General features: G+C 59.4%; 21 protein-coding genes. 11 read left to right on the forward strand and 10 right to left on the reverse strand.

Features of this window, described 5'->3' with window-relative positions; translation table 11 throughout:
- Window positions 1–50: 50 nt before the first annotated feature.
- The 3 genes from ctaD (at window position 51) to PMI22_RS06490 (ending at window position 3,225) form a co-directional block, all read left to right on the forward strand.
- A complete protein-coding gene (ctaD, locus tag PMI22_RS06500; RefSeq protein WP_007947918.1) occupies window positions 51–1,643 on the forward strand; it encodes a cytochrome c oxidase subunit I in 1,593 nt (530 codons plus the stop codon).
- A gap of 117 nt (window positions 1,644–1,760) precedes the next feature.
- The gene (locus PMI22_RS06495; protein ID WP_007947919.1) at window positions 1,761–2,312 is read left to right on the forward strand and encodes a cytochrome c oxidase assembly protein; all 552 of its coding nucleotides are present in this window, start codon (window positions 1,761–1,763) and stop codon (window positions 2,310–2,312) included.
- Between the two features lie 25 nt (window positions 2,313–2,337).
- Window positions 2,338–3,225 (forward strand): cytochrome c oxidase subunit 3, encoded by an 888-nt coding sequence (locus PMI22_RS06490; protein ID WP_007947921.1) that lies wholly within the window; start codon window positions 2,338–2,340, stop codon window positions 3,223–3,225.
- Between the two features lie 33 nt (window positions 3,226–3,258).
- Here the strand turns inward: PMI22_RS06490 and PMI22_RS06485 are convergent, their stop codons facing one another.
- On the reverse strand, window positions 3,259–3,462 hold the full coding sequence (locus tag PMI22_RS06485; RefSeq protein WP_007940724.1) for a twin transmembrane helix small protein: 204 nt from the start codon (window positions 3,460–3,462) through the stop codon (window positions 3,259–3,261).
- A 70-nt stretch (window positions 3,463–3,532) separates the two neighbouring features.
- Between PMI22_RS06485 and PMI22_RS06480 the strand changes: the two genes are divergently transcribed.
- From PMI22_RS06480 to PMI22_RS06460, 5 genes are read left to right on the forward strand one after another with little or no spacing between them, the layout of a single operon-like run.
- Window positions 3,533–4,273: an SURF1 family protein gene (locus tag PMI22_RS06480; protein ID WP_007947922.1), complete on the forward strand. Its 741-nt coding sequence runs from the start codon at window positions 3,533–3,535 to the stop codon at window positions 4,271–4,273.
- Window positions 4,239–4,847 carry a hypothetical protein gene (locus tag PMI22_RS06475; protein WP_007947923.1) on the forward strand — a complete coding sequence of 203 codons (609 nt, stop codon included), beginning with the start codon at window positions 4,239–4,241 and terminating at the stop codon, window positions 4,845–4,847. Before PMI22_RS06480 ends, PMI22_RS06475 begins: the two co-directional genes overlap by 35 nt.
- A gap of 10 nt (window positions 4,848–4,857) precedes the next feature.
- Complete coding sequence (locus tag PMI22_RS06470) at window positions 4,858–5,937, forward strand: COX15/CtaA family protein (protein ID WP_007947926.1); 1,080 nt, start codon at window positions 4,858–4,860, stop codon at window positions 5,935–5,937.
- Window positions 5,925–6,824, forward strand: coding sequence for a heme o synthase (gene cyoE, locus PMI22_RS06465; protein ID WP_007947928.1), 900 nt, complete (start codon window positions 5,925–5,927; stop codon window positions 6,822–6,824). The genes PMI22_RS06470 and cyoE overlap by 13 nt, the downstream gene beginning before the upstream one ends.
- The gene (locus PMI22_RS06460; RefSeq protein WP_007947929.1) at window positions 6,821–7,456 is read left to right on the forward strand and encodes an SCO family protein; all 636 of its coding nucleotides are present in this window, start codon (window positions 6,821–6,823) and stop codon (window positions 7,454–7,456) included. Before cyoE ends, PMI22_RS06460 begins: the two co-directional genes overlap by 4 nt.
- Before the next feature lie 178 nt (window positions 7,457–7,634).
- Here the strand turns inward: PMI22_RS06460 and PMI22_RS06455 are convergent, their stop codons facing one another.
- The 3 genes from PMI22_RS06455 to PMI22_RS06445 form a co-directional block, all read right to left on the reverse strand.
- Window positions 7,635–8,405: a MetQ/NlpA family ABC transporter substrate-binding protein gene (locus PMI22_RS06455; protein ID WP_007947930.1), complete on the reverse strand. Its 771-nt coding sequence runs from the start codon at window positions 8,403–8,405 to the stop codon at window positions 7,635–7,637.
- 73 nt (window positions 8,406–8,478) lie between these two features.
- The gene (locus tag PMI22_RS06450) at window positions 8,479–9,153 is read right to left on the reverse strand and encodes a methionine ABC transporter permease (protein ID WP_007947931.1); all 675 of its coding nucleotides are present in this window, start codon (window positions 9,151–9,153) and stop codon (window positions 8,479–8,481) included.
- Window positions 9,153–10,160 (reverse strand): methionine ABC transporter ATP-binding protein, encoded by a 1,008-nt coding sequence (locus tag PMI22_RS06445; RefSeq protein WP_007947933.1) that lies wholly within the window; start codon window positions 10,158–10,160, stop codon window positions 9,153–9,155. The genes PMI22_RS06450 and PMI22_RS06445 overlap by 1 nt, the downstream gene beginning before the upstream one ends.
- A gap of 205 nt (window positions 10,161–10,365) precedes the next feature.
- Here PMI22_RS06445 and katE point away from each other — a divergent pair, with 205 nt between their 5' ends.
- A complete protein-coding gene (gene katE / locus PMI22_RS06440) occupies window positions 10,366–12,561 on the forward strand; it encodes a catalase HPII (protein ID WP_274517764.1) in 2,196 nt (731 codons plus the stop codon).
- 106 nt (window positions 12,562–12,667) lie between these two features.
- Here the strand turns inward: katE and PMI22_RS06435 are convergent, their stop codons facing one another.
- From PMI22_RS06435 to zur, 4 genes are read right to left on the reverse strand one after another with little or no spacing between them, the layout of a single operon-like run.
- Window positions 12,668–13,384, reverse strand: a complete 717-nt coding sequence (locus PMI22_RS06435; protein ID WP_007947938.1) for a PA5502 family lipoprotein — start codon at window positions 13,382–13,384, stop codon at window positions 12,668–12,670.
- A 37-nt stretch (window positions 13,385–13,421) separates the two neighbouring features.
- Entirely contained in the window at window positions 13,422–14,210 is a 789-nt protein-coding gene (znuB, locus tag PMI22_RS06430) for a zinc ABC transporter permease subunit ZnuB (protein ID WP_007947939.1), read from the reverse strand.
- Window positions 14,203–14,988 (reverse strand): zinc ABC transporter ATP-binding protein ZnuC, encoded by a 786-nt coding sequence (gene znuC / locus PMI22_RS06425; protein ID WP_007947940.1) that lies wholly within the window; start codon window positions 14,986–14,988, stop codon window positions 14,203–14,205. Before znuC ends, znuB begins: the two co-directional genes overlap by 8 nt.
- Entirely contained in the window at window positions 14,988–15,470 is a 483-nt protein-coding gene (gene zur / locus PMI22_RS06420) for a zinc uptake transcriptional repressor Zur (protein WP_007947941.1), read from the reverse strand. The genes znuC and zur overlap by 1 nt, the downstream gene beginning before the upstream one ends.
- A 66-nt stretch (window positions 15,471–15,536) precedes the next feature.
- Between zur and PMI22_RS06415 the strand changes: the two genes are divergently transcribed.
- Window positions 15,537–16,457, forward strand: coding sequence for a zinc ABC transporter substrate-binding protein (locus tag PMI22_RS06415; RefSeq protein ID WP_007947942.1), 921 nt, complete (start codon window positions 15,537–15,539; stop codon window positions 16,455–16,457).
- 118 nt (window positions 16,458–16,575) lie between these two features.
- Here PMI22_RS06415 and PMI22_RS06410 read toward each other — a convergent pair whose 3' ends face one another.
- Together PMI22_RS06410 and PMI22_RS06405 are read right to left on the reverse strand one after the other, a co-directional pair.
- Window positions 16,576–17,526 carry a homoserine kinase gene (locus PMI22_RS06410; RefSeq protein WP_007947943.1) on the reverse strand — a complete coding sequence of 317 codons (951 nt, stop codon included), beginning with the start codon at window positions 17,524–17,526 and terminating at the stop codon, window positions 16,576–16,578.
- A 58-nt stretch (window positions 17,527–17,584) separates the two neighbouring features.
- Complete coding sequence (locus tag PMI22_RS06405; RefSeq protein ID WP_007947945.1) at window positions 17,585–17,875, reverse strand: DUF2782 domain-containing protein; 291 nt, start codon at window positions 17,873–17,875, stop codon at window positions 17,585–17,587.
- A 74-nt stretch (window positions 17,876–17,949) separates the two neighbouring features.
- On the opposite strand from PMI22_RS06405, the gene polA reads away from it, so the two are divergent.
- The gene (gene polA, locus PMI22_RS06400; RefSeq protein WP_007947946.1) at window positions 17,950–20,721 is read left to right on the forward strand and encodes a DNA polymerase I; all 2,772 of its coding nucleotides are present in this window, start codon (window positions 17,950–17,952) and stop codon (window positions 20,719–20,721) included.
- The last annotated feature ends 226 nt before the right edge of the window (window positions 20,722–20,947 follow it).

Genomic DNA, 20,947 nt, shown 5'->3' on the forward strand with positions numbered 1-20,947 from the left:
GGGCTACGCACCCCGGCTTGCCCAGCCCATCTGTTTGCAGGAGACAGAACATGACTGCTGTAGTCGATGAACATGTTCATACCGCCACCGACCACGCCCACGGCCCCGCCAAAGGCCTGATGCGCTGGGTGCTGACCACCAACCACAAAGACATCGGCACGCTGTACCTGTGGTTTGCGTTCTCCATGTTCTTGCTGGGGGGCTCGTTCGCGATGGTGATTCGCGCCGAGCTGTTCCAGCCGGGGCTGCAAATCGTCCAGCCGGAATTCTTCAACCAGATGACCACAATGCACGGTCTGGTGATGGTGTTCGGTGCGGTGATGCCGGCCTTCGTCGGCCTCGCCAACTGGATGATCCCGCTGATGATCGGCGCGCCGGACATGGCACTGCCACGGATGAACAACTTCAGCTTCTGGCTGCTGCCGGCGGCGTTCCTCCTGTTAGTGTCGACCCTGTTTTCCCCCGGTGGTGGTCCGAACTTCGGCTGGACGTTCTACGCCCCGCTGTCGACGACCTACGCACCGGAAAGCGTGACGTTCTTCATCTTCGCCATCCATTTGATGGGGATCAGTTCGATCATGGGCGCGATCAACGTGATCGCGACCATCCTCAACCTGCGCGCCCCCGGCATGACGTTGATGAAAATGCCGCTGTTCGTCTGGACCTGGTTGATTACCGCGTTCCTGCTGATCGCGGTGATGCCGGTACTGGCCGGATGCGTGACGATGATGCTGATGGACATCCACTTCGGTACCAGTTTCTTCAGTGCCGCCGGTGGCGGTGACCCGGTGTTGTTCCAGCACGTGTTCTGGTTCTTCGGTCACCCCGAGGTGTACATCATGATCCTGCCGGCCTTCGGTGCCGTCAGCTCGATCATTCCGGCCTTCTCGCGCAAGCCATTGTTCGGCTACACCTCGATGGTCTACGCCACGGCGAGTATTGCGTTCCTGTCGTTCATCGTCTGGGCGCACCACATGTTCGTGGTCGGCATTCCGTTGGTGGGCGAGTTGTTCTTCATGTATGCGACGTTGCTGATCGCCGTACCCACCGGGGTCAAGGTGTTCAACTGGGCCAGCACCATGTGGCAAGGCTCGCTGACCTTCGAAACGCCGATGCTGTTTGCGGTGGCGTTCGTGATCCTGTTCTCCATTGGTGGCTTCTCCGGGTTGATGCTGGCCATCGCACCGGCGGACTTCCAGTACCAGGACACCTACTTTGTGGTCGCACACTTCCACTATGTACTGGTACCGGGGGCGATTTTCGGGATCTTCGCCTCGGCCTACTACTGGCTGCCGAAATGGACCGGTCACATGTACGACGAAACCCTTGGCAAACTGCACTTCTGGCTCTCGTTCATCGGCATGAACATGGCGTTCTTCCCGATGCACTTCGTGGGCCTGGCCGGCATGCCACGGCGGATTCCGGACTACAACCTGCAATTCGCCGACTTCAACATGGTCTCGTCGATTGGCGCGTTCATGTTCGGTGCCACGCAGCTCTTCTTCCTGTTCATCGTGATCAAGACCATTCGCGGCGGCCCGCCAGCACCGGCCAAACCGTGGGATGGGGCTGAAGGGCTGGAGTGGAGCGTTCCGTCACCGGCGCCGTATCACACCTTCACCACGCCACCGGAAGTGAAATGAACCCCCTGACCTTTGTAGGAGTGAGCCTGCTCGCGATGCAGGCGGCGCGGTGTGCCAGATACACCGCTATCGCGAGCAGGCTCGCTCCCACAGGGTTAATGGTGGAGGTTGGTAGTCATGGCTGACTCGATTTCGATGAAAAAACTGGTCACCCGCCTGCTGCTGGTGGTGGTGGCGATGTTTGTCTTCGGGTTTGCCCTGGTGCCGATCTACGACGTGATGTGCAAGGCCTTCGGCATCAACGGCAAAACCGCCGGGCAGTACCAGGGCGAACAAACGGTCGACACCTCGCGGCAAGTGCGCGTGCAGTTTCTCTCGACCAACTCGGCGGACATGTCCTGGGATTTCTACCCCAAGAGCGACGAACTGACCGCCAATCCAGGGGCCGTGAACGAGATGATTTTCATCGCGCACAACCCGACCGATAAGCCGATGAGCGCCCAGGCCGTGCCGAGCATCGCGCCCAGCGCTGCGGCGGCGTACTTCCACAAGACCGAATGTTTTTGTTTTACCCAGCAAGTGCTGCAGCCCGGTCAGCGGATCGAGATGCCGGTACGTTTCATCGTTGACCGTGACATGCCCAAGGATGTGAAGCACCTGACGCTGTCCTACACGCTGTTCGATATCACCGCCCGACATCCACCGGTAGCTGTAAACACTGGCGGCTGAGCGTGCCCGATAAGGAGAACAATAAATGGCAACTCATGAACACTATTACGTACCGGCCCAGAGCAAATGGCCGATCATCGCCACGGTCGGCATGCTCACCACCGTATTCGGCCTGGCCACCTGGTTCAACGATCTGAAAGCCGCGCGGCCGGAATCCCACGGCCCGCTGATCTTTTTCGTCGGCGGACTGTTGGTGGCCTACATGTTGTTCGGTTGGTTCGGGACGGTGATCAAGGAAAGTCGCGGCGGGTTGTACAGCGCACAGATGGACCGCTCGTTTCGCTGGGGCATGAGCTGGTTCATCTTCTCCGAGGTGATGTTCTTCATCGCCTTCTTCGGCGCGCTGTTTTATGTACGCAATGTCTCTGGCCCGGCCCTCGGCGGTGAAGGTGCCAAGGGCATCGCGCACATGCTTTGGCCGACCTTCGAGTGGACCTGGCCGCTGCTGAACAACCCTGACTCGAAACTCTTTCCGCCGCCCAAGGAAGTCATCAGCCCTTGGGGCCTGCCGCTGCTCAATACCGTGCTGCTGGTGAGTTCCAGCGTGACCGTGACCATCGCCCACCACGCGCTGAAGAAAGGACATCGCGGCGCACTGAAACTCTGGCTTGCGCTCACCGTTTTGCTGGGCTGCGCATTCCTATTCTTCCAGGCTGAAGAATACATGCACGCCTACCGCGAACTGGGCCTGACCCTCGGTTCCGGCATCTATGGTGCGACGTTCTTCATGCTCACCGGTTTCCACGGCGCCCACGTGACCATGGGCACGATCATCCTGTTTGTGATGTTGATGCGGGTCATGCGCGGACACTTCGATGCCGATCACCAGTTCGGTTTCGAGGCAGCGAGCTGGTATTGGCACTTTGTGGACGTGGTGTGGATCGGATTGTTCGTTTTCGTCTATGTGCTGTGAAGCAGCTTCAAGCTTCAAGATTCAAGCTTAGAGCTACCACGGAACATGTGACACCAACTGGCCGCTGAAGAAACCCCAGGCGATCAAGCCGACGGTAGCGGCGGCCAGTGCAACACGAACACTCAAGGCAATGACGAGACGGTTCGAGCTGCTGTCGTCCTTGACCAGAAAAAACAGGCCGCTGAACAGGCTGACAACCGTGGCAATCAGCATCAGGACGATGGCTGCTTTGAGCATGGTGAGACTCCGGGGGAAAGGCGATGCACGTGAGTATAGCTATCGCGCATACCGACTTTTTGGCCATGCCATGAAGCGCTTTCGGCCGGGCATCGTGCCGACACTGGTGGTCGCCCTGTTGCTGCCGCTGCTGGTGTCGCTCGGGTTCTGGCAACTGAACCGGGGCGCGGAAAAAAGTGCGCTGCTGCAAAGCTACGCCGAGCGCCGTGTCGCCGAACCGATGGCCAGTACCGAACTGCAACACACCGAAGACCCGGCCTTCCGCCGCGTCCGCCTGCACGGCCAGTTCGATGCTGCGCACAGCCTGCTGCTGGACAACCGTCAGCGCGACGGCAAGGTCGGCGTGGAGTTGTTGCAACCATTTCAGGATCAGGCAACCGGCCTTTGGTTGCTGGTCAATCGTGGCTGGCTGCCGTGGCCGGATCGGCGCACACCGCCACAATTCACCACCCCCAAAGAAGCCTTGAGCCTGGACGCCTGGGTCTACGTTTCACCCGGCGCGACCTTCCAGTTGCACGCCGACCCAAGCACCGCCACCTGGCCGGAGTTAGTCACCGCCGTCGAGCCTTCGAAGCTCTGGACAACGCTGGACCGTGAAGGATTTGCCTACGAATTACGCGCAGAAAATGGTCCCGCGACTTATCAGGCCGATTGGCCAGTAGTCGCCATGGGCCCGGAAAAACACATCGCTTATGCCGTGCAGTGGTTCGCCATGTCGCTTGCCCTGTTCGGCCTCTATCTCTATCTCGGCTGGCACAACGCAAAGGAGAAACACCATGGGAGCGGCCATGAATCCACCCAGCATGTCTGAGGCGAAAACGCCGGCGAGTCGACGCAAGGGTCGCTTGCAATTACTGCTGATTGTGCTCGGGGTGATCGGTCCGATGATCCTCGCTACCGGCATGTACAAATTGCAGTTCTGGGTACCGGAGGGGCGCAGCTATCACGGCGAACTGATCGGCAATGGCCAGACCCGCGCCGACCTCGGCGTGCAGGCGCAGGAGGATCGCTGGCAGATACTGGTGACGGCGCCCAAGGAGTGTTCGGTCGACTGCCAGCAACTGGTGTACCTGGCGCGGCAGATCCAGATCGGCCTCGGTCGCGATGCCGGGCGCGCCAGTCATGCCTTGGCCGCGGCCCAACCGCTGAGCAGTGAATACGACGCCAAGCTGGCGCGCGAGTATCCTCAACTGCAGAGGTATCCCCTGGACCCCGCCAGCTTCAGTACCTTCAACAAAACCGCCGGCACCGGGGACAAGACCGCGCCACTGCTGTGGATCATCGACCCTCACGGCAATCTGGTGCTGCGCTACGACCCTACGGTGAAGGGTAAGGATCTGCTTAACGACCTGCGTCATCTGCTGAAACTGTCGAACATCGGATAAGGGCATCGTCATGGCCAAACCTGGATTTCGCCTCGCGTTGTTTGCCACCTTGCTGGCACTGATTGTGGTGTTGCTCGGCGCCTATACCCGCCTGACCCACGCCGGCCTTGGCTGCCCGGACTGGCCGGGTTGCTATGGTTTTATCAGCGTACCGAAAGGCGAAGTTCAATTGGCCCATGCCGAACTGCATTTTCCCGATGCTCCCGTCGAAGCCCACAAGGGCTGGAACGAGATGGTCCATCGCTACTTTGCCGGCACCTTGGGGTTATTGATCGCGGTACTGGCCGGTCGCGCCTGGGTTCATCGTCGTCATCCAGGGCAGCCGGTGAAGTTGCCGCTGTTCCTGCTGGCGGTGGTAGTCGCTCAAGCCGCGTTCGGCATGTGGACGGTGACGCTCAAGCTCTGGCCGCAAGTGGTCACCGGGCATTTACTCGGTGGTTTTGCGACGTTGAGCCTGCTGTTTTTGCTGACGTTGCGATTGTCCGGCGTATTGCCGGCGCTGACCGTGCCACGGCGTTTGCAGTACTGGGCGACCGCCGGGCTGTTGCTGGTCATCCTGCAAATTGCCTTGGGTGGCTGGGTCAGTTCCAATTACGCAGCGGTGGCCTGCATCGACTTCCCCACCTGCCACGGGCAATGGCTGCCTCCAGCTGATTTCGCCAACGGCTTTCACCTGACTCAGCACATCGGCCCCAATTATCTGGGCGGGCAACTGGACAGCGATGCCCGCACAGCGATTCATCTGACTCACCGTATCGGCGCGGTGTTGGTCACGCTCGTACTGTTCGGGCTGGCCTGGCAACTGAAGGTCGTAGGCATGACACGCCTGGCCGCCATGGTGCTGATCGCCCTTGCAGCCCAAATCACCCTTGGCATCAGCAACGTAGTGTTTCACTTACCACTGCCGATAGCCGTCGCCCACAACGCCGGCGGTGCAATGCTGCTACTGACGATGGTGCTGGTCAATTATCACGCGCGAACCAGTCTGGTTCGGGTCAAGCAGCAATCCCACGGTCGTTGGCGCTTCAGCCTGCGTACACACTCGGCCGGGCCCATAACAATAAAAGGAGAGATGCCATGGCGACGCTGATCGGCGAACGTCACAGTCAGGCAATCTGGCGTGACTATCTGGAGCTGACCAAGCCGAAAGTGGTGGTGCTGATGCTCATCACCTCGCTGGTCGGCATGTTCCTCGCGACCCGCGCCGGAGTGCCATGGACGGTGCTGGTGTTCGGCAATCTGGGGATCGCCCTGTGTGCCGGTGGGGCGGCGGCGGTCAACCATGTGGTGGACCGGCGCATCGACGCAGTGATGGCCCGCACCCACAAACGCCCCTTGGCCGAAGGCCGGGTGTCACCGGCGGCCGCGCTGACGTTCGCCTTGGTATTGGCGGTGCTTGGGCAAGCCGTGCTGCTCGCGTTCACCAATCCACTGACCGCCTGGCTGACCCTGGCTTCGCTGCTTGGATACGCAGTGGTCTACACCGGTTTCCTGAAACGTGCGACCCCACAGAACATCGTCATCGGCGGCCTGGCCGGTGCAGCCCCGCCGCTGCTCGGCTGGACCGCTGCCACCGGTCACGTCAGTGCCGAACCGCTGCTGCTGGTGCTGATCATCTTCGCCTGGACCCCGCCACACTTCTGGGCCCTGGCAATTCACCGCAAAGAGGAATACGCCAAGGCCGATATCCCGATGCTGCCAGTGACCCATGGTGAGCACTACACCAAGGTTCACATCCTGCTTTATACCTTCGCGTTGCTGGCCGTCAGCCTGATGCCCTACGTGATCCACATGAGCGGCATGCTCTATCTGATTTGCGCACTGGGGCTGGGCGCAAGGTTTCTGCAATGGGCCGTGGTGCTGTACCGTGGCACTCGGCCGCACGCGGCGATCAACACGTTCAAGTACTCTATTTACTACTTGTTCCTGCTGTTTATCGCGCTGCTCGTAGACCACTACTTACTGTTGAACCTATGACCCGAACCCAGAAAACCGTCTTCATTCTCGTCGCCCTGATCGCACTGGTCCTGGGCCTGACCATCAACAAAGTGCTTTCCGGTAAAGGCCAGGGCGACCCGACAGCACTGATCGACGCGGGCATTATCTTGCTGCCACAAAGTCGCAACCTGCCGGATGTGAAGATGACCGATCAGGACGGCAACCCGGTGATGGTCAATCAGCTGAAGGACAAGTGGAGCCTGCTATTCTTCGGCTACACCTTCTGCCCGGACATTTGCCCAACCACCCTCGCCCAGTTGCGCCAGATCAAGAGCGAACTGCCACCGGAAGCGGTGGCCAAGTTGCAGATCATCCTGGTCAGCATCGACCCGAACCGCGATACCCCGGCTCAACTCAAGCAATACCTGGGCTACTTCGATCCACAGTTCAAAGGCCTGACCGCGTCCTCGGTTGATGACATTGAGACGCTGGCCAACGCGGTGAGCATTCCGTTCATTCCGGCGGACACCAGCAAGCCCAATTACACCGTGGATCACAGTGGCAACCTGGCGGTGATCGGGCCGGACGGCACTCAGCGCGGGTTTATCCGGGGGCCGCTGAACAACGCTAAATTGGTGGCGCAGTTGCCGGTGATGCTTAACCGCAAATAAACAAACACCGCATACCCCCTGTGGGAGCGAGCCTGCTCGCGAAAGCGGTGTGTCAGTCAGCAGTGATGTTGAGTGTGATGGCCTCTTCGCGAGCAGGCTCGCTCCCACAGGGGATTAGTGTTTCGGGCACAAAAATGGGGACGCATTTGGCGTCCCCTTTTTCGTTGCTTTCAGTCAATCAGAACGCCGGCACGACCGCGCCTTTGTACTTCTCAAGAATGAAAGCTTTCACTTCCGGGCTGTGCAGCGCAGCAACCAGTTTCTTCATCGCTTCGCTGTCCTTGTCGTCCGGACGGGCAACCAGGATGTTCACGTAAGGCGAGTCGTTGCCTTCGATGACCAATGCATCCTTGGCCGGATCAAGCTTGGCTTCCAGCGCGTAGTTGGTGTTGATCAGCGCCAGGTCGACCTGAGTCAGCACGCGCGGGATCGTCGCGGCTTCCAGTTCACGGAATTTCAGGTCCTTGGAGTTCTCGGTGATGTCCTTCACGGTCGACAGGATGTTGTTCGAATCTTTCAACTTGATCACGCCAGCCTTCGCCAGCAGCAACAACGCACGGCCGCCGTTGGTGGCGTCGTTCGGGATCACCACATTGGCGCCGCCCGGCAACTCGGTCAGAGCCTTGTACTTGCTGGAGTAAGCGCCCAGCGGTTCCAGGTGAACACCGGCCACGGCGACCAGGTTGGTGCCCTTGGCCTTGTTAAACTCATCGAGGTACGGCTGGTGCTGGAAGAAGTTGGCGTCCAGACGTTTTTCCGCCACCTGCACGTTCGGCTGAATGTAGTCGGTGAAAACTTTGACCTTCAGGTCCACGCCTTCTTTGGCCAGGGCAGGTTTCACGAATTCGAGGATTTCTGCGTGCGGAACCGGGGTGGCCGCGACAGTCAGGGTGTCGGCGTGGGCGGAAAAGGCTGCAACAGCAGCGAACGCGACGAGTAGTTTCTTCATTCAGCTAACTCCATATGAGGCACCCGCTTGCGGCGCCCGTTTGGCGCCTGCCAGCGAATGGCCGGCTCATGTCTTACTTACGGGAAAAATGGACAACCAATTTGTCGCCAACGGTTTGCAGCACTTGAACCAGCACCAGCAGCAACACCACTGTCACAACCATCACATCTGTCTGGAAACGCTGGTATCCGAATCGGATCGCCAGGTCGCCCAGACCGCCAGCGCCGACCACACCGGCCATTGCCGTGTAGGACACCAGTGTAATCGCCGTTACCGTAATTGCCGCGTAAATGCCCGGACGAGCCTCTGGCAGCAAGGCATTGGTGATGATCTGCCGCGTCGTCGCGCCCATGGCCTGGGTGGCTTCGATGATGCCGCGATCCACTTCACGCAGCGCGGTTTCCACCAGTCGGGCGAAGAACGGCGTGGCGCCCACCACCAGTGGCGGAATCGCACCGGCGACACCCAGCGACGTACCAGTGATCAGCACGGTGAACGGAATCATCACGATCAACAGGATGATGAAGGGCAGCGACCGCAGGATGTTCACCACCAGCGACAGCATTGCATAGACGCCTTTGGCTTCCAGCAACTGACGCGGGCTGCACAGGAACAGCAACACGCCCAGCGGCAAGCCGAGCAACACGGTGAACAATAGCGAACCGCCAAGCATCAACAGTGTGTCGCCGGTGGCCAGCCAGATTTCGAACCAGTCGATATTGGCGAAGAACGTAGTCAGGGCTTCCATTAGCGCAGCACCTCCATGTGGACGTCAGCCGCGGTGAAACGGGCAAACGCCGCGTCCATATCGCCACCGGTCACGGCCAGGGTCAATTGCCCGTAGGGGATGTCTTTGATGCGGTCGATACGACCGGCCAGGATGCTGTAGTCCACACCGGTTTCCCGGGCGACGGTGCCCAGCAATGGCGCGTAGGTCGCTTCGCCCTGGAAGGTCAGACGCACGATGCGGCCCGGCACGTGAGCGAAGTCGTCGCGCTGCTCGCTTTCATCGATCTGCTCGTCTTCTTGCACAAAACGCTTGGTGGTCGGGTGTTTCGGATGCAGGAACACCTGGGCCACCGTACCTTGCTCGACGATCACACCGGCGTCCATCACCGCCACCTGGTCGCAAACCCGGCGAATCACGTCCATCTCGTGGGTGATCAGGACGATGGTCAGCTTCAGCTCGCGGTTGATCTCGGCCAACAACTGCAAAACCGACGCAGTGGTCTGCGGGTCCAGGGCGCTGGTGGCTTCGTCGCACAGCAGGATTTTCGGCTTGGTCGCCAAGGCGCGGGCAATGCCGACGCGCTGCTTCTGGCCACCTGACAACTGCGCCGGGTACTTCCTGGCGTGGTCGGACAAACCCACTCGCGCCAGCAATTCGGCCACACGCAGGTCGATTTCGCTGCGCGACAGTTCTCCGGCCAGGGTCAGCGGCAACGCAACGTTGTCGGCAACTGTCTTGGACGCCAGCAGGTTGAAGTGCTGGAAAATCATCCCGACTTGCTGACGGAAACGTCGCAGGCTGTTGGCGTCGAGCGCGGTGACTTCTTCCCCGTCGACGATGATCTTGCCGCCGCTGGAGTTCTCCAGGCGATTGATCAGACGCAGCAGGGTACTTTTTCCCGCACCGGAATGACCGATCAGGCCGAAGACCTGGCCGTTCTCAATCGTCAGACTGGTCGGATGCAGGGCGGGAATATCCTTACCGGCGACGCGGTAGGTTTTGTGGACGTTTTGAAACTCGATCACGTAGCGAACCTTGTGGGGCGCGTTAGAAAAGGATCAGCGGATAGCCGGGCGCGCATTTTAGCCTGTCCGTATAGAGGTTATTAGCATTTATTCCGCATTCATCCTTCGATTTGGCAATAACTCGATCAAAGATCATAAAAAAGGAACGGCTAAAAACCCCATCAGTCACTAATAGGGCAACTCGAAAACGCCCCCGGTGCCGTGCCTGGGGAATGCACAGAGTCCTGGCTACGGCGGGAATCGCAACGAGGAGTTTAGACTGATGAGTATCAAGAAGCCTGCCCCAACCAAAAGCGCACTGGCCGGTACCGACACCCTGGACCGCGGCAACACCAACACCAAGCTCGACAGCCTGGAAAAATTTCGCTCCGACGCCACCGAACAGGCCCTGCGCACCAATCAGGGCGTGAAGGTTGCGGACAATCAAAACACCTTGAAGGTCGGCGCCCGCGGGCCTTCGTTGCTGGAAGACTTCATCATGCGTGAGAAAATCACGCACTTCGACCATGAACGCATTCCCGAGCGCATCGTCCATGCTCGCGGGACCGGGGCGCATGGTTACTTCCAGGCCTACGAAAACCATTCCACGCTGACCAAGGCCGGTTTCCTGCAGGATCCGGGCAAGAAAACCCCCGTATTTACGCGCTTTTCCACGGTGCAGGGCCCACGCGGGTCAGGCGATACCGTGCGGGACGTACGAGGTTTCGCCGTAAAGTTCTTCACCGACGAGGGCAACTTCGATCTGGTGGGCAATAACATGCCGGTGTTCTTCATCCAGGACGCGATCAAGTTTCCAGACTTCGTACACGCGGTGAAACCGGAACCGCATAACGAGATCCCTACAGGCGGCTCGGCTCACGACACGTTTTGGGACTTCGTCTCTTTGGTGCCCGAGTCGGCACACATGGTGATCTGGACCATGTCCGACCGGGCTATCCCGAAAAGCCTGCGTAGCATGCAGGGATTCGGCGTGCATACATTCCGAATGATCAACGCCGAAGGCAAATCACGCTTCGTCAAATTCCACTGGCGTCCCACCGCCGGCACTTGCTCGCTGGTGTGGGATGAGGCGCAGAAGCTCGCCGGCAAGGACACCGACTTCCACCGCCGCGACCTCTGGGAAGCCATCGAGATGGGCGATTATCCGGAGTGGGAGCTGGGCGTGCAGATCATCGAAGAGGAAAACGAGCACAGTTTCGACTTCGATATCCTCGACCCCACCAAGCTGATCCCCGAAGAAATCGTACCCATCACGCCCTTGGGCAAGATGGTGCTCAATCGCAATCCGGACAACTTCTTCGCCGAGACCGAGCAAGTCGCGTTCTGCCCGGGCCATATCGTGCCGGGGATCGATTTCTCTAACGATCCGCTGCTGCAAGGTCGGCTGTTTTCCTACACCGATACGCAGATCAGCCGACTGGGCGGGCCGAACTTTCATGAGATCCCGATCAACCGGCCGGTAGCACCGTTCCACAACGGTCAACGGGATGCGATGCACCGCACCACCATCGACAAGGGGCGCGCAGCCTACGAACCCAACTCCATCGACGGCGGATGGCCGAAAGAAACGCCGCCCGCCGCAAAGGATGGCGGTTTCGAGAGTTATCCGGAGCGCATCGACGCCAACAAGATCCGCCAGCGCAGCGAATCGTTCAGCGACCATTTCTCCCAGGCACGGCTGTTTTTCCACAGCATGAGCAAGCACGAACAGGAACACATCATCTCCGCTTACAGCTTTGAACTCGGCAAGGTGGAGCGTGAAGCCATCCGCGCCCGCGAAGTGAACGAGATATTGGCCAATATCGATCTGGAGCTGGCCACGCGTGTGGCCGCCAACCTTGGTTTGCCAGCGCCGAAAGCCGGGACCGTCGAGGTACCAAAAACTTCCCTGGACCGCTCGCCGGCCCTGAGCCAGGCCAACTTGCTGCCGGGCAACATCAAAACCCGAAAAGTGGCGATTCTTGCGGCCAACGGCGTCGATGGTGCGGCGATTGATGCCATGAAGAAGGCATTGGAGGCAGAAGGCGCACACGCCAAATTGCTGGGGCCAACCTCGGCACCGGTGAAAACGGCCGATGGCAAAACATTGCCAGTGGATGCTTCGATGGAAGGTTTGCCTTCAGTGGCATTCGATGCGGTGTTCGTGCCGGGTGGCGCGGCGTCGATCAAGGCATTGAGTGGCGATGGTGTCGCGCTGCATTACCTGCTGGAGGCGTACAAGCACTTGAAGGCGATTGCGCTGCATGGCGAGGCGAAGCAGTTGCTGGATGTGCTGAAGCTGGAGGCTGATGCGGGATTGATCGTGGGGACGGATACGCAGTTGATCAAGCCGTTTTTTGCAGCGATCGGGCAACATCGGGTTTGGGATAGGGAGCCCAAGGCCAAGGCGATTCCGGCTTGAGGTTTTATATCGGTAGTTAGGACGCTATCGCGAGCAGGCTCACTCCCACATTGGATTTGTGTCGATCACATAACCCCCTGTGGGAGCGAGCCTGCTCGCGATGCTTTTAAGGCTTGCGCGGGCTCAGAACCATCTGCGCCTGAACATTGCGCAGAATCTGCTTTTCCAGCTTCAAATCGAAGTCTGAATCGAGTTTCTCCACCCGCTTGGTCAGCAACGTCGACAGCCAAGGATAATCATCGGTGCGTGGCACCTGAATGCTCACGTCGCAATTAAAATTCACCACATCAGCGGCGATGGCGTCGAGTTGGCGACGAAGTTTTGCCATATCCGTGATATTCAATGCAACCGTAGTGCTTTCGGCCGTCGGATCAATAACCTTCGCCTTGGGTTGCGCTTCTGCGGCTTTAAGATCGGCTTCGGCTTTATCCAGCTCGGCTTTGCGGGCGGTGACGATCGCATTGTTCACCCCGCCCGTCAGCGCCGGGGCTTTCGGCATAAGGGCCCGAGCGCGACTCAACGCGGTGGCGGCGGCATTCACATCGCCTTTTTGCAACACGATCTGGCTACGGTGCAAATACGCTTCGGCCAATTGGCGTTGGTATTGCTCAAGGGATTGATCGTCAGGGAACTGCGCCTGCAAAGCGGCCAGTTGATCTTCGGCGGTGGCCAACTCGCTGCTGGCGAGGCTTTTTTCCAGCTGCGCGATGGCCGTAGCCCGAGACTCAGAGGCCTCTGGGGCCGCCGGTGGCGTGCTTTGGCAGGCGCCCAGCAGCAAAGAAAATGCGACAAGGAGCAGATAACGGGAGGCGAACAACTTCATTCCTGCGACTCTCTATTTGCGCAAAAAACGAGCAAGTCTACACCCCTCGACGGGGCAGGACAAAACTCAGCAGAAACAGTGCGGCAGCCGTCACAACAATCGAGGGGCCCGCCGGTGTGTCCTTGAACCACGACAATGACAGCCCGCCGCAGACCGCGAGCATGCCCAACAGGCTCGCGCCCAGTGCCATCTGCTCCGGTGACCGGGCGTGACGTTGTGCCGCAGCCGCCGGGATGATCAACAGCGACGTAATCAGTAATACGCCGACGATTTTCATCGCGACAGCGATCACCACGGCAATCAAGAGCATCAGGGCCAGACGTAACGACGCCACCGGCAAACCTTCGACCCTGGCCAACTCTTCATGCACCGTGATGGCCAGCAACGGCCGCCACAAGGTCACCAGCAACGCCAGTACGGCAGCGCTGCCGCCCAGGATCCAGGCCAGATCGGTCGGGCTGATCGCCAGCAAGTCGCCGAACAGATACGCCATCAGGTCGATCCGCACTTCGTGCATGAAGCTTAGTACCACCAGGCCCAGAGAGAGCGTGCTCGGAGCGAGAATTCCCAAAAGCGTGTCAGACGCCAGCGGTTGGCGTTGCTGCAACGTCACCAGCAACACCGCCAGCAACAAGCAGCCAACGGTCACCGCAACGGCCGGGCTGACATCCAGCAAGAATCCCAACGCAACACCGAGCAAGGCCGCGTGGGACAAGGTGTCGCCGAAATAGGCCATGCGCCGCCAGACCACAAACGAGCCCAACGGGCCCGCCACCAGCGCCAAAGCCAAACCTGCAAGCAGGGCGTAGAGCAGAAAATCAGCCATGCTTGCAGCTATCTCCGTGAACGTGGGGTTGAGCTGCCGAGGCCGCAGTGACCACCGAGCCATGCAGATCATGGGCGTGGTCGTGATGGTGGTGATAGATCGCCAGGCTTTGGGCGTTCTTGCCGAACAGCTCGACGAATGCCGGATCGCCGCTGACTTGCTCAGGATGCCCGGAGCAGCAAACGTGGCGGTTGAGGCAAACCACCTGGTCGGTGGTGCTCATGACCAGGTGCAGATCGTGGGAAACCATCAGTACGCCGCAACCGTGACGATCGCGCAGGCGCGTTATCAGGTTATAAAGTTCAGCCTGCCCCGCCACGTCGACGCCTTGTACCGGCTCGTCGAGCACCAGCAGTTCCGGCTCACGCAGCAGCGCCCGGGCCAGCAGCACGCGCTGCATTTCACCGCCAGAAACACTTTGCACCGGACTGTCGATCACCTGTTCGGCGCCGACCTCCTTGAGTGCCGCCAACGCCATGGCGCGGTCCACGCCCGGCACCAGCCGCAAGAAGCGCAGCACCGACAGCGGCAACGTCGGATCGACGTGGAGTTTTTGCGGCATGTAACCCACGCGCAGTTTCGGCTTGCGCCAGACGCTGCCGCTGGTCGGTTTCAACAGACCGAGCACCGCGCGAACCAGCGTGGTCTTGCCGGCACCGTTAGGCCCGATCAGGGTGACAATCTGCCCCGGCTCAACACTCAACTCGATGTTATCCAGCACATTTTGCCCGGCAAACGTGACGGCAACCTGCTCGAGGCGGATCAGCGCGTTGCTCATCAAGCCCCCTGGCAGCCAGAACAGAGACCGACCACTTCAACGGTCTGGCCTTCGACGATAAATCCCACGTCCTTGGCGCTGCCAATGATCGCGTCGCTGATGGACTTCTGTTCAAGCTCAATGGCAGCGTGGCATTCGCGGCAAATCAGGAACTGCCCCTGGTGGGCGTGGCCCGGATGATTGCAGCCGACGAAGGCGTTGAGCGAGGAAATGCGGTGCACGAGGACGTTTTCCAGAAGGAAATCCAGCGCGCGGTACACGGTCGGCGGCGCGGCACGACGACCGTCCTGCTCACTGAGCACCGCGAGGATGTCGTAGGCACCCAACGGTTTGTGGCTCTGCCATACCAGCTCCAACACTCGCCGGCGCAACGCGGTCAGCCGCAACCCTTGGCGTGCGCACAAGGCATCCGCCTCAGACAATGCGCTATGCACGCAATGTGAGTGGTCGTGGGGACGGCTGGCAATCGGTGTTTTAGGCATGAGCGGCGACGGGTTTTGTGAGAGACGTTATTATGTTACTCGTTCTCGCCTCCTCGAGTGGTCATCGTGTCCCGACTTTTTTCTATTTTTATCGCATTTATCACAAGTTTTCTGCTGATCGGTTCGGCGCATGCCGAGGTCAGAGTCCTCACCAGCATCAAGCCCCTGCAATTGATTGCCGCTGCGGTGCAGGATGGCGTGGCGGTTCCGGAGGTATTGCTGCCACCGGGCACTTCGCCGCATAGCTATGCCTTGCGCCCTTCCGATGTACGAAAGGTGCAATCGGTCGATCTGCTGTATTGGATCGGGCCAGACATGGAAGGCTTTCTGCCGCGCGTGCTGAAGGGTCGTACGCTGCCGAGCGTCGCCGTACAGGATTTGCCGGGGCTGAAATTGCGTCATTTCGCCCAAGACAATCACTCCCACGCCGAAGATGCTGATGAGCATGACCACGATCACCGGCCTGGCAGTCTGGACGCGCATTTGTGGTTATCACCGACCAATGCCCGGGTGATCGCCGCAAAAATGGCCGTCGACCTGAGTACGGCTGATCCGGCCAATGCGGTGCGATATCAGAGCAACCTCAAAGCGTTCGACGAACGACTGGACGCGCTGGACCTGCGCTTGAAGGCGCGGCTGGCAGCAATCGCAGACAAACCGTACTTCGTATTCCACGAAGCGTTCGACTACTTCGAAGACGCCTATGGCTTGAAACACACCGGAGTATTTAGCGTCGCTGCCGAAGTCCAGCCTGGCGCCCAACACGTTGCAGCGATGCGCGCGCGATTGCAGGAAGTCGGCAAGACCTGCGTATTCAGTGAGCCGCCCCTGCGTCCACGCCTGGCGGAAACACTGGTAGCGGGCTTGCCGGTGAAACTGGCGGAACTGGATGCGCTGGGCGGGTACACGCCAGCGACCGCTCAGGGGTATGAGCAGGTGCTGGAGAAGTTGGGGAATGATTTGGCAGGGTGTCTGGAGTCGCTTTAAAAGCTTGTTCGGCTTCGCCTCATTCGCGAGCAGGCTCGCTCCCACATGGGATCTTTAGTGGACACAAAATCTGTGCTCACATCGGTCAACTGTGGGAGCGAGCCTGCTCGCGAAGCTTTTAAAGGGCAAACGGCAACGGCGTGCTGACCTTCTGCCGCTGCGCCAACCGCAACTCAAACTCCATCGGGTCGTGAATCAACACGTCCTGCCCTGCAAAAGACTCTGCCGCGATCAACCGTGACAACCAAAACCGCACACACGCCACGCGCAGCATTGTCGGCCACAGCTCGGCTTCAGTTGCCGTGAACGGACGCAACGCCGCATAAGCTCCCAGCAATGCCCGCGCTCGCGGCCCATCGAGCACTCCGTCGTCATCCGAACACCAGTCGTTCAAGGCAATCGCCACGTCGTAGAGCATTGGCCCGGAGCAGGCGTTGTAAAAGTCGATCAAGCCGGTCAGGTGCGTGCCTTCGAACATCGCGTTATCGCGAAACAGGTCGGCATGGATATTGGCGCGCGGCAACGCCAGAATTTTTACCTTCTGCTCGGCAATTTCATCCAGCGCCCGCTTCAGCAAATCGCTTTGCCCGGCACTCAGGTGGGAGAGAAACTGCGTGCCTTCCTCCAGCATCCAGTCCAGACCACGATCGGTTTTGCGCTTGATCATGTTGGCCTGAGTCGCCAAGTGCAGGTGTGCAAGCAACTCACCCACCTGGGTGCAGTGCTGCGCGTTGGCTTGCTTGATGTGCTTGCCGGCCAGTCGCGGTTGCAGCAGCGCAGGTTTGCCGGCCAGTTCGCGCAGGGCGACGCCATCGGTGGTGCGCAGGGCGTAAGGCACAGGCAAATCGGCCTCATGCAGGACATCGAGCAGTTCAATGAAGAACGGCATCTCGTCGACCGGACCGCGCTCGACCAGAGTCAGGACGAACTCGCCCTGCTCAAGACTGATAAAGAAATTGGTGTTTTCGCTACCGGCAGCAATCCCCTGGAAATCAAGCAGGCGGCCGAGGCCATAAGGGGCGAGAAAGGTTTCCAGCTCGGGCCGAGCCAGGGGGGTGAACACAGACATGGTTAAAACTGCCAGTACGGGCGCCGCTGGTGAGCCAGCGCCAATTGAAATTAAGAAACTACTTCCACTCAAAGATTTTCCACGCCGGAATCAGCATATCCGGCTGATCCGAGCGGATGAAGTTTGCATCTGTACCATCGGCGCGCACCAGAAAATATGGCGGTGCGCCTTTCGGTGTGACCTTGATCGCATACAGGAAACCATTTTGACGGTACTCCTGAATGACCTTGTCCCCTTCCGTGCGGATCGTAACTTCCGGCTCCGCTGTCGGCGCATCGTCCGCCGCCATGACGGCTAATGGAACAGTTGCAAACAAGCCAGCCAGCAACAGGCGATTTAGTGTGCGCATGATAACCTTGTCCTTTTGTCGTCAACGGTCCCGCTATTCTAGCGCCGGACCCGCCGAAAAGGTTGATCCTGCTCATGAGCCAAGCCCCCCTCGTCCTGGTGGACGGTTCTTCTTACCTGTACCGCGCCTTTCACGCGCTGCCACCGCTGACCACGTCCAAAGGCCTGCCGACCGGTGCGGTCAAGGGCGTTTTGAACATGCTCAAGAGTCTGCGCAAGCAGTACCCGGACAGTCCATTCGCCGTGGTGTTCGACGCCAAGGGTGGGACCTTTCGCGATGACATGTACGCCGAATACAAGGCCAACCGTCCGAGCATGCCCGACGACATGCGCGTGCAAATCGAGCCGCTGCACCAGAGCGTAATCGCCCTGGGCTTCCCGCTGCTGTGCGTCGAAGGCGTCGAGGCCGATGACGTGATCGGTACCCTGGCCCGCAGCAGCGCGGCGGCGGACCGCCCAGTGATCATCTCCACCGGCGACAAGGACATGGCGCAACTGGTCGACGGCCACATTACCTTGGTCAATACCATGACCGGTAGCAGCATGGACGTGGAGGGCGTGAAGGAGAAATTCGGCGTCGCTCCCGAGCAGATCATCGATTATCTGGCACTGATGGGCGACTCTTCCGACAACATCCCGGGCGTTCCGGGTATTGGCCCGAAGACCGCTTCCGGCCTGTTGGTGGGTGTGAATGGCGGCCTGACCGAACTGTATGCACAGCTCGACATCGTCCCGACCCTGCCGATTCGCGGGGCGAAAACCCTGCCGGCCAAGCTCGAAGAGCACAAGGAGATGGCGTTCCTCTCCTACCAACTGGCAACCATCAAGATCGACGTGCCGCTGGACATTGGCCTTGATGACTTGCAAATGGGCAAACCGGATCACGACAAGCTCGCTGAGCTGTACACCTTGCTGGAGTTCAAGAGCTGGTTCGAAGACAACCAGCGCGATGCCAAACGCTCCGGCCAGGAAGTGACTGCGCCAGTGGTTGAAGAAGCCGTCGCCGAGACTGAGCTCAAATACACAACAATCCTCACCCAGGCCGATTTCGACCTGTGGCTGAAGAAACTCAACGACGCCAAGCTGATCGCCTTCGATACGGAAACCACCGGCATTGATGCGCAACAGGCACAACTGGTCGGTCTGTCGTTCGCTGTACAAGCCAACGAAGCGGCCTATATCCCGCTGACCCATTCCTACATGGGCGTGCCGGATCAGCTGGACCGCGACACCGTGCTTCGCGCAGTGAAGCCGATTCTGGAAGATCCGAACAAGCTCAAGGTTGGCCAGCACGCCAAGTTCGACATGAACATTTTGGCGAACTGCGCCATCGGCGGCGATCAGAGCTGCGGTATCACCGTGCGAGGCATCGCTTTCGACACCATGCTCGAATCCTACGTGCTGGACTCCACGGCGACCCGCCACGATATGGACAGCCTGGCGCTCAAGTACCTGAATCACACCACCACGAGTTTTCAGGACATCGCCGGCAAAGGCGCCAAGCAACTGACGTTTGACCAGATTTCACTGGAACTGGCCGGGCCTTACGCCGCCGAAGACGCCGACGTGACCCTGCGCCTGCATCAAACGTTGCAGGAAAAGCTCAATGCCATCCCGAGCCTGAGCAAAGTCCTCAGCGAAATCGAAATGCCGCTGGTACCGGTGCTCGCGCGGATTGAACGCCAGGGTGCATTGGTCGACGCCAATCTGCTGGGCATTCAGAGTGTGGAACTGGGCGAGAAGATGGTCGCCCTCGAGCGTGAGGCGTTCGCCATCGCCGGCGAAGAGTTCAACCTGGGCTCGCCCAAGCAATTAGGCGTGATTCTGTACGAAAAACTCGGCCTGCCGGTTCTCAGCAAAACGGCCAAGGGCCAGGCCTCCACCGCCGAAGCCGTACTGGCCGAACTGGCCGAGCAGGATTTCCCGCTGCCCAAGGTGCTGATGCAGTACCGCTCAATGAGCAAGTTGAAAAGCACCTACACGGATCGCCTGCCGGAACAGATCAATCCGCGTACAGGGCGAATCCACACGTCTTATCATCAGGCCGTCGCGGCGACCGGGCGTTTGTCGTCCAGTGATCCAAACCTGCAGAACATTCCGATCCGCACCGCCGAAGGCCGTCGCATTCGTCAGGCGTTTGTGGCACCAACCGGCTACAAATTGCTGGCAGCGGACTACTCGCAGATCGAACTGCGGATCATGGCCCATCTGGCCAAGGACGAAGGGCTGCTGCACGCCTTCCGCAATGATCTGGACGTGCACAAAGCTACCGCAGCTGAAGTTTTCGGTGTTGAACTGGCGGATGTGACCACTGATCAGCGTCGTAGCGCCAAGGCGATCAACTTCGGCTTGATCTACGGCATGAGTGCGTTTGGCCTGGCCAAGCAGATCGGGGTGGATCGCAAGCAGTCGCAGGCGTACATCGACCGTTATTTCGCCCGCTACCCTGGCGTGCTGCAATACATGGAGCGCACTCGCGCCCAGGCTGCCGAACAAGGTTTTGTCGAGACGATCTTCGGTCGCCGTCTGTACCTGCCGGAAATCAATGCGAAAAACCCGGCCCTGCGCAAAGGTGCCGAGCGCACGGCGATCAACGCGCCGATGCAAGGCACGGCGGCGGATATCATCAAGAAAGCCATGGTGGCTGTGGATAACTGGCTGACCTCCTCAGGCCTCGACGCCAAAGTCATCTTGCAGGTGCACGATGAATTGGTGCTTGAGGTCCGTGAGGATTTGGTCGATCAGGTTCGCGAGGAAATTCGCCTCCACATGAGCAACGCGGTGAAGCTGGATGTGCCGCTGTTGGTAGAGGTTGGGGTCGGAAATAACTGGGACGAGGCTCACTAATCCGTCTAAACAGGCGTTTCTGTTGCGGCATAGCGCCGTGGCAGAAGCGCCGAGCGCTGCTATTTCATAAAGATGCCTGGCGTTATTTCCAATCGATTTGGAACTTCTTCGGAACTAAACCCGTCAACCGCCACTCAGAGTTACTGAATGGCTGGTGAAGCCCTTCGATGCTCCTATGTTGTGTTAAGTGTTGGCAGATAATCTGGACCCCGCCCTAGCGGTCCGG

Source organism: Pseudomonas sp. GM21 (assembly GCF_000282215.1).
Lineage (GTDB): Bacteria > Pseudomonadota > Gammaproteobacteria > Pseudomonadales > Pseudomonadaceae > Aquipseudomonas.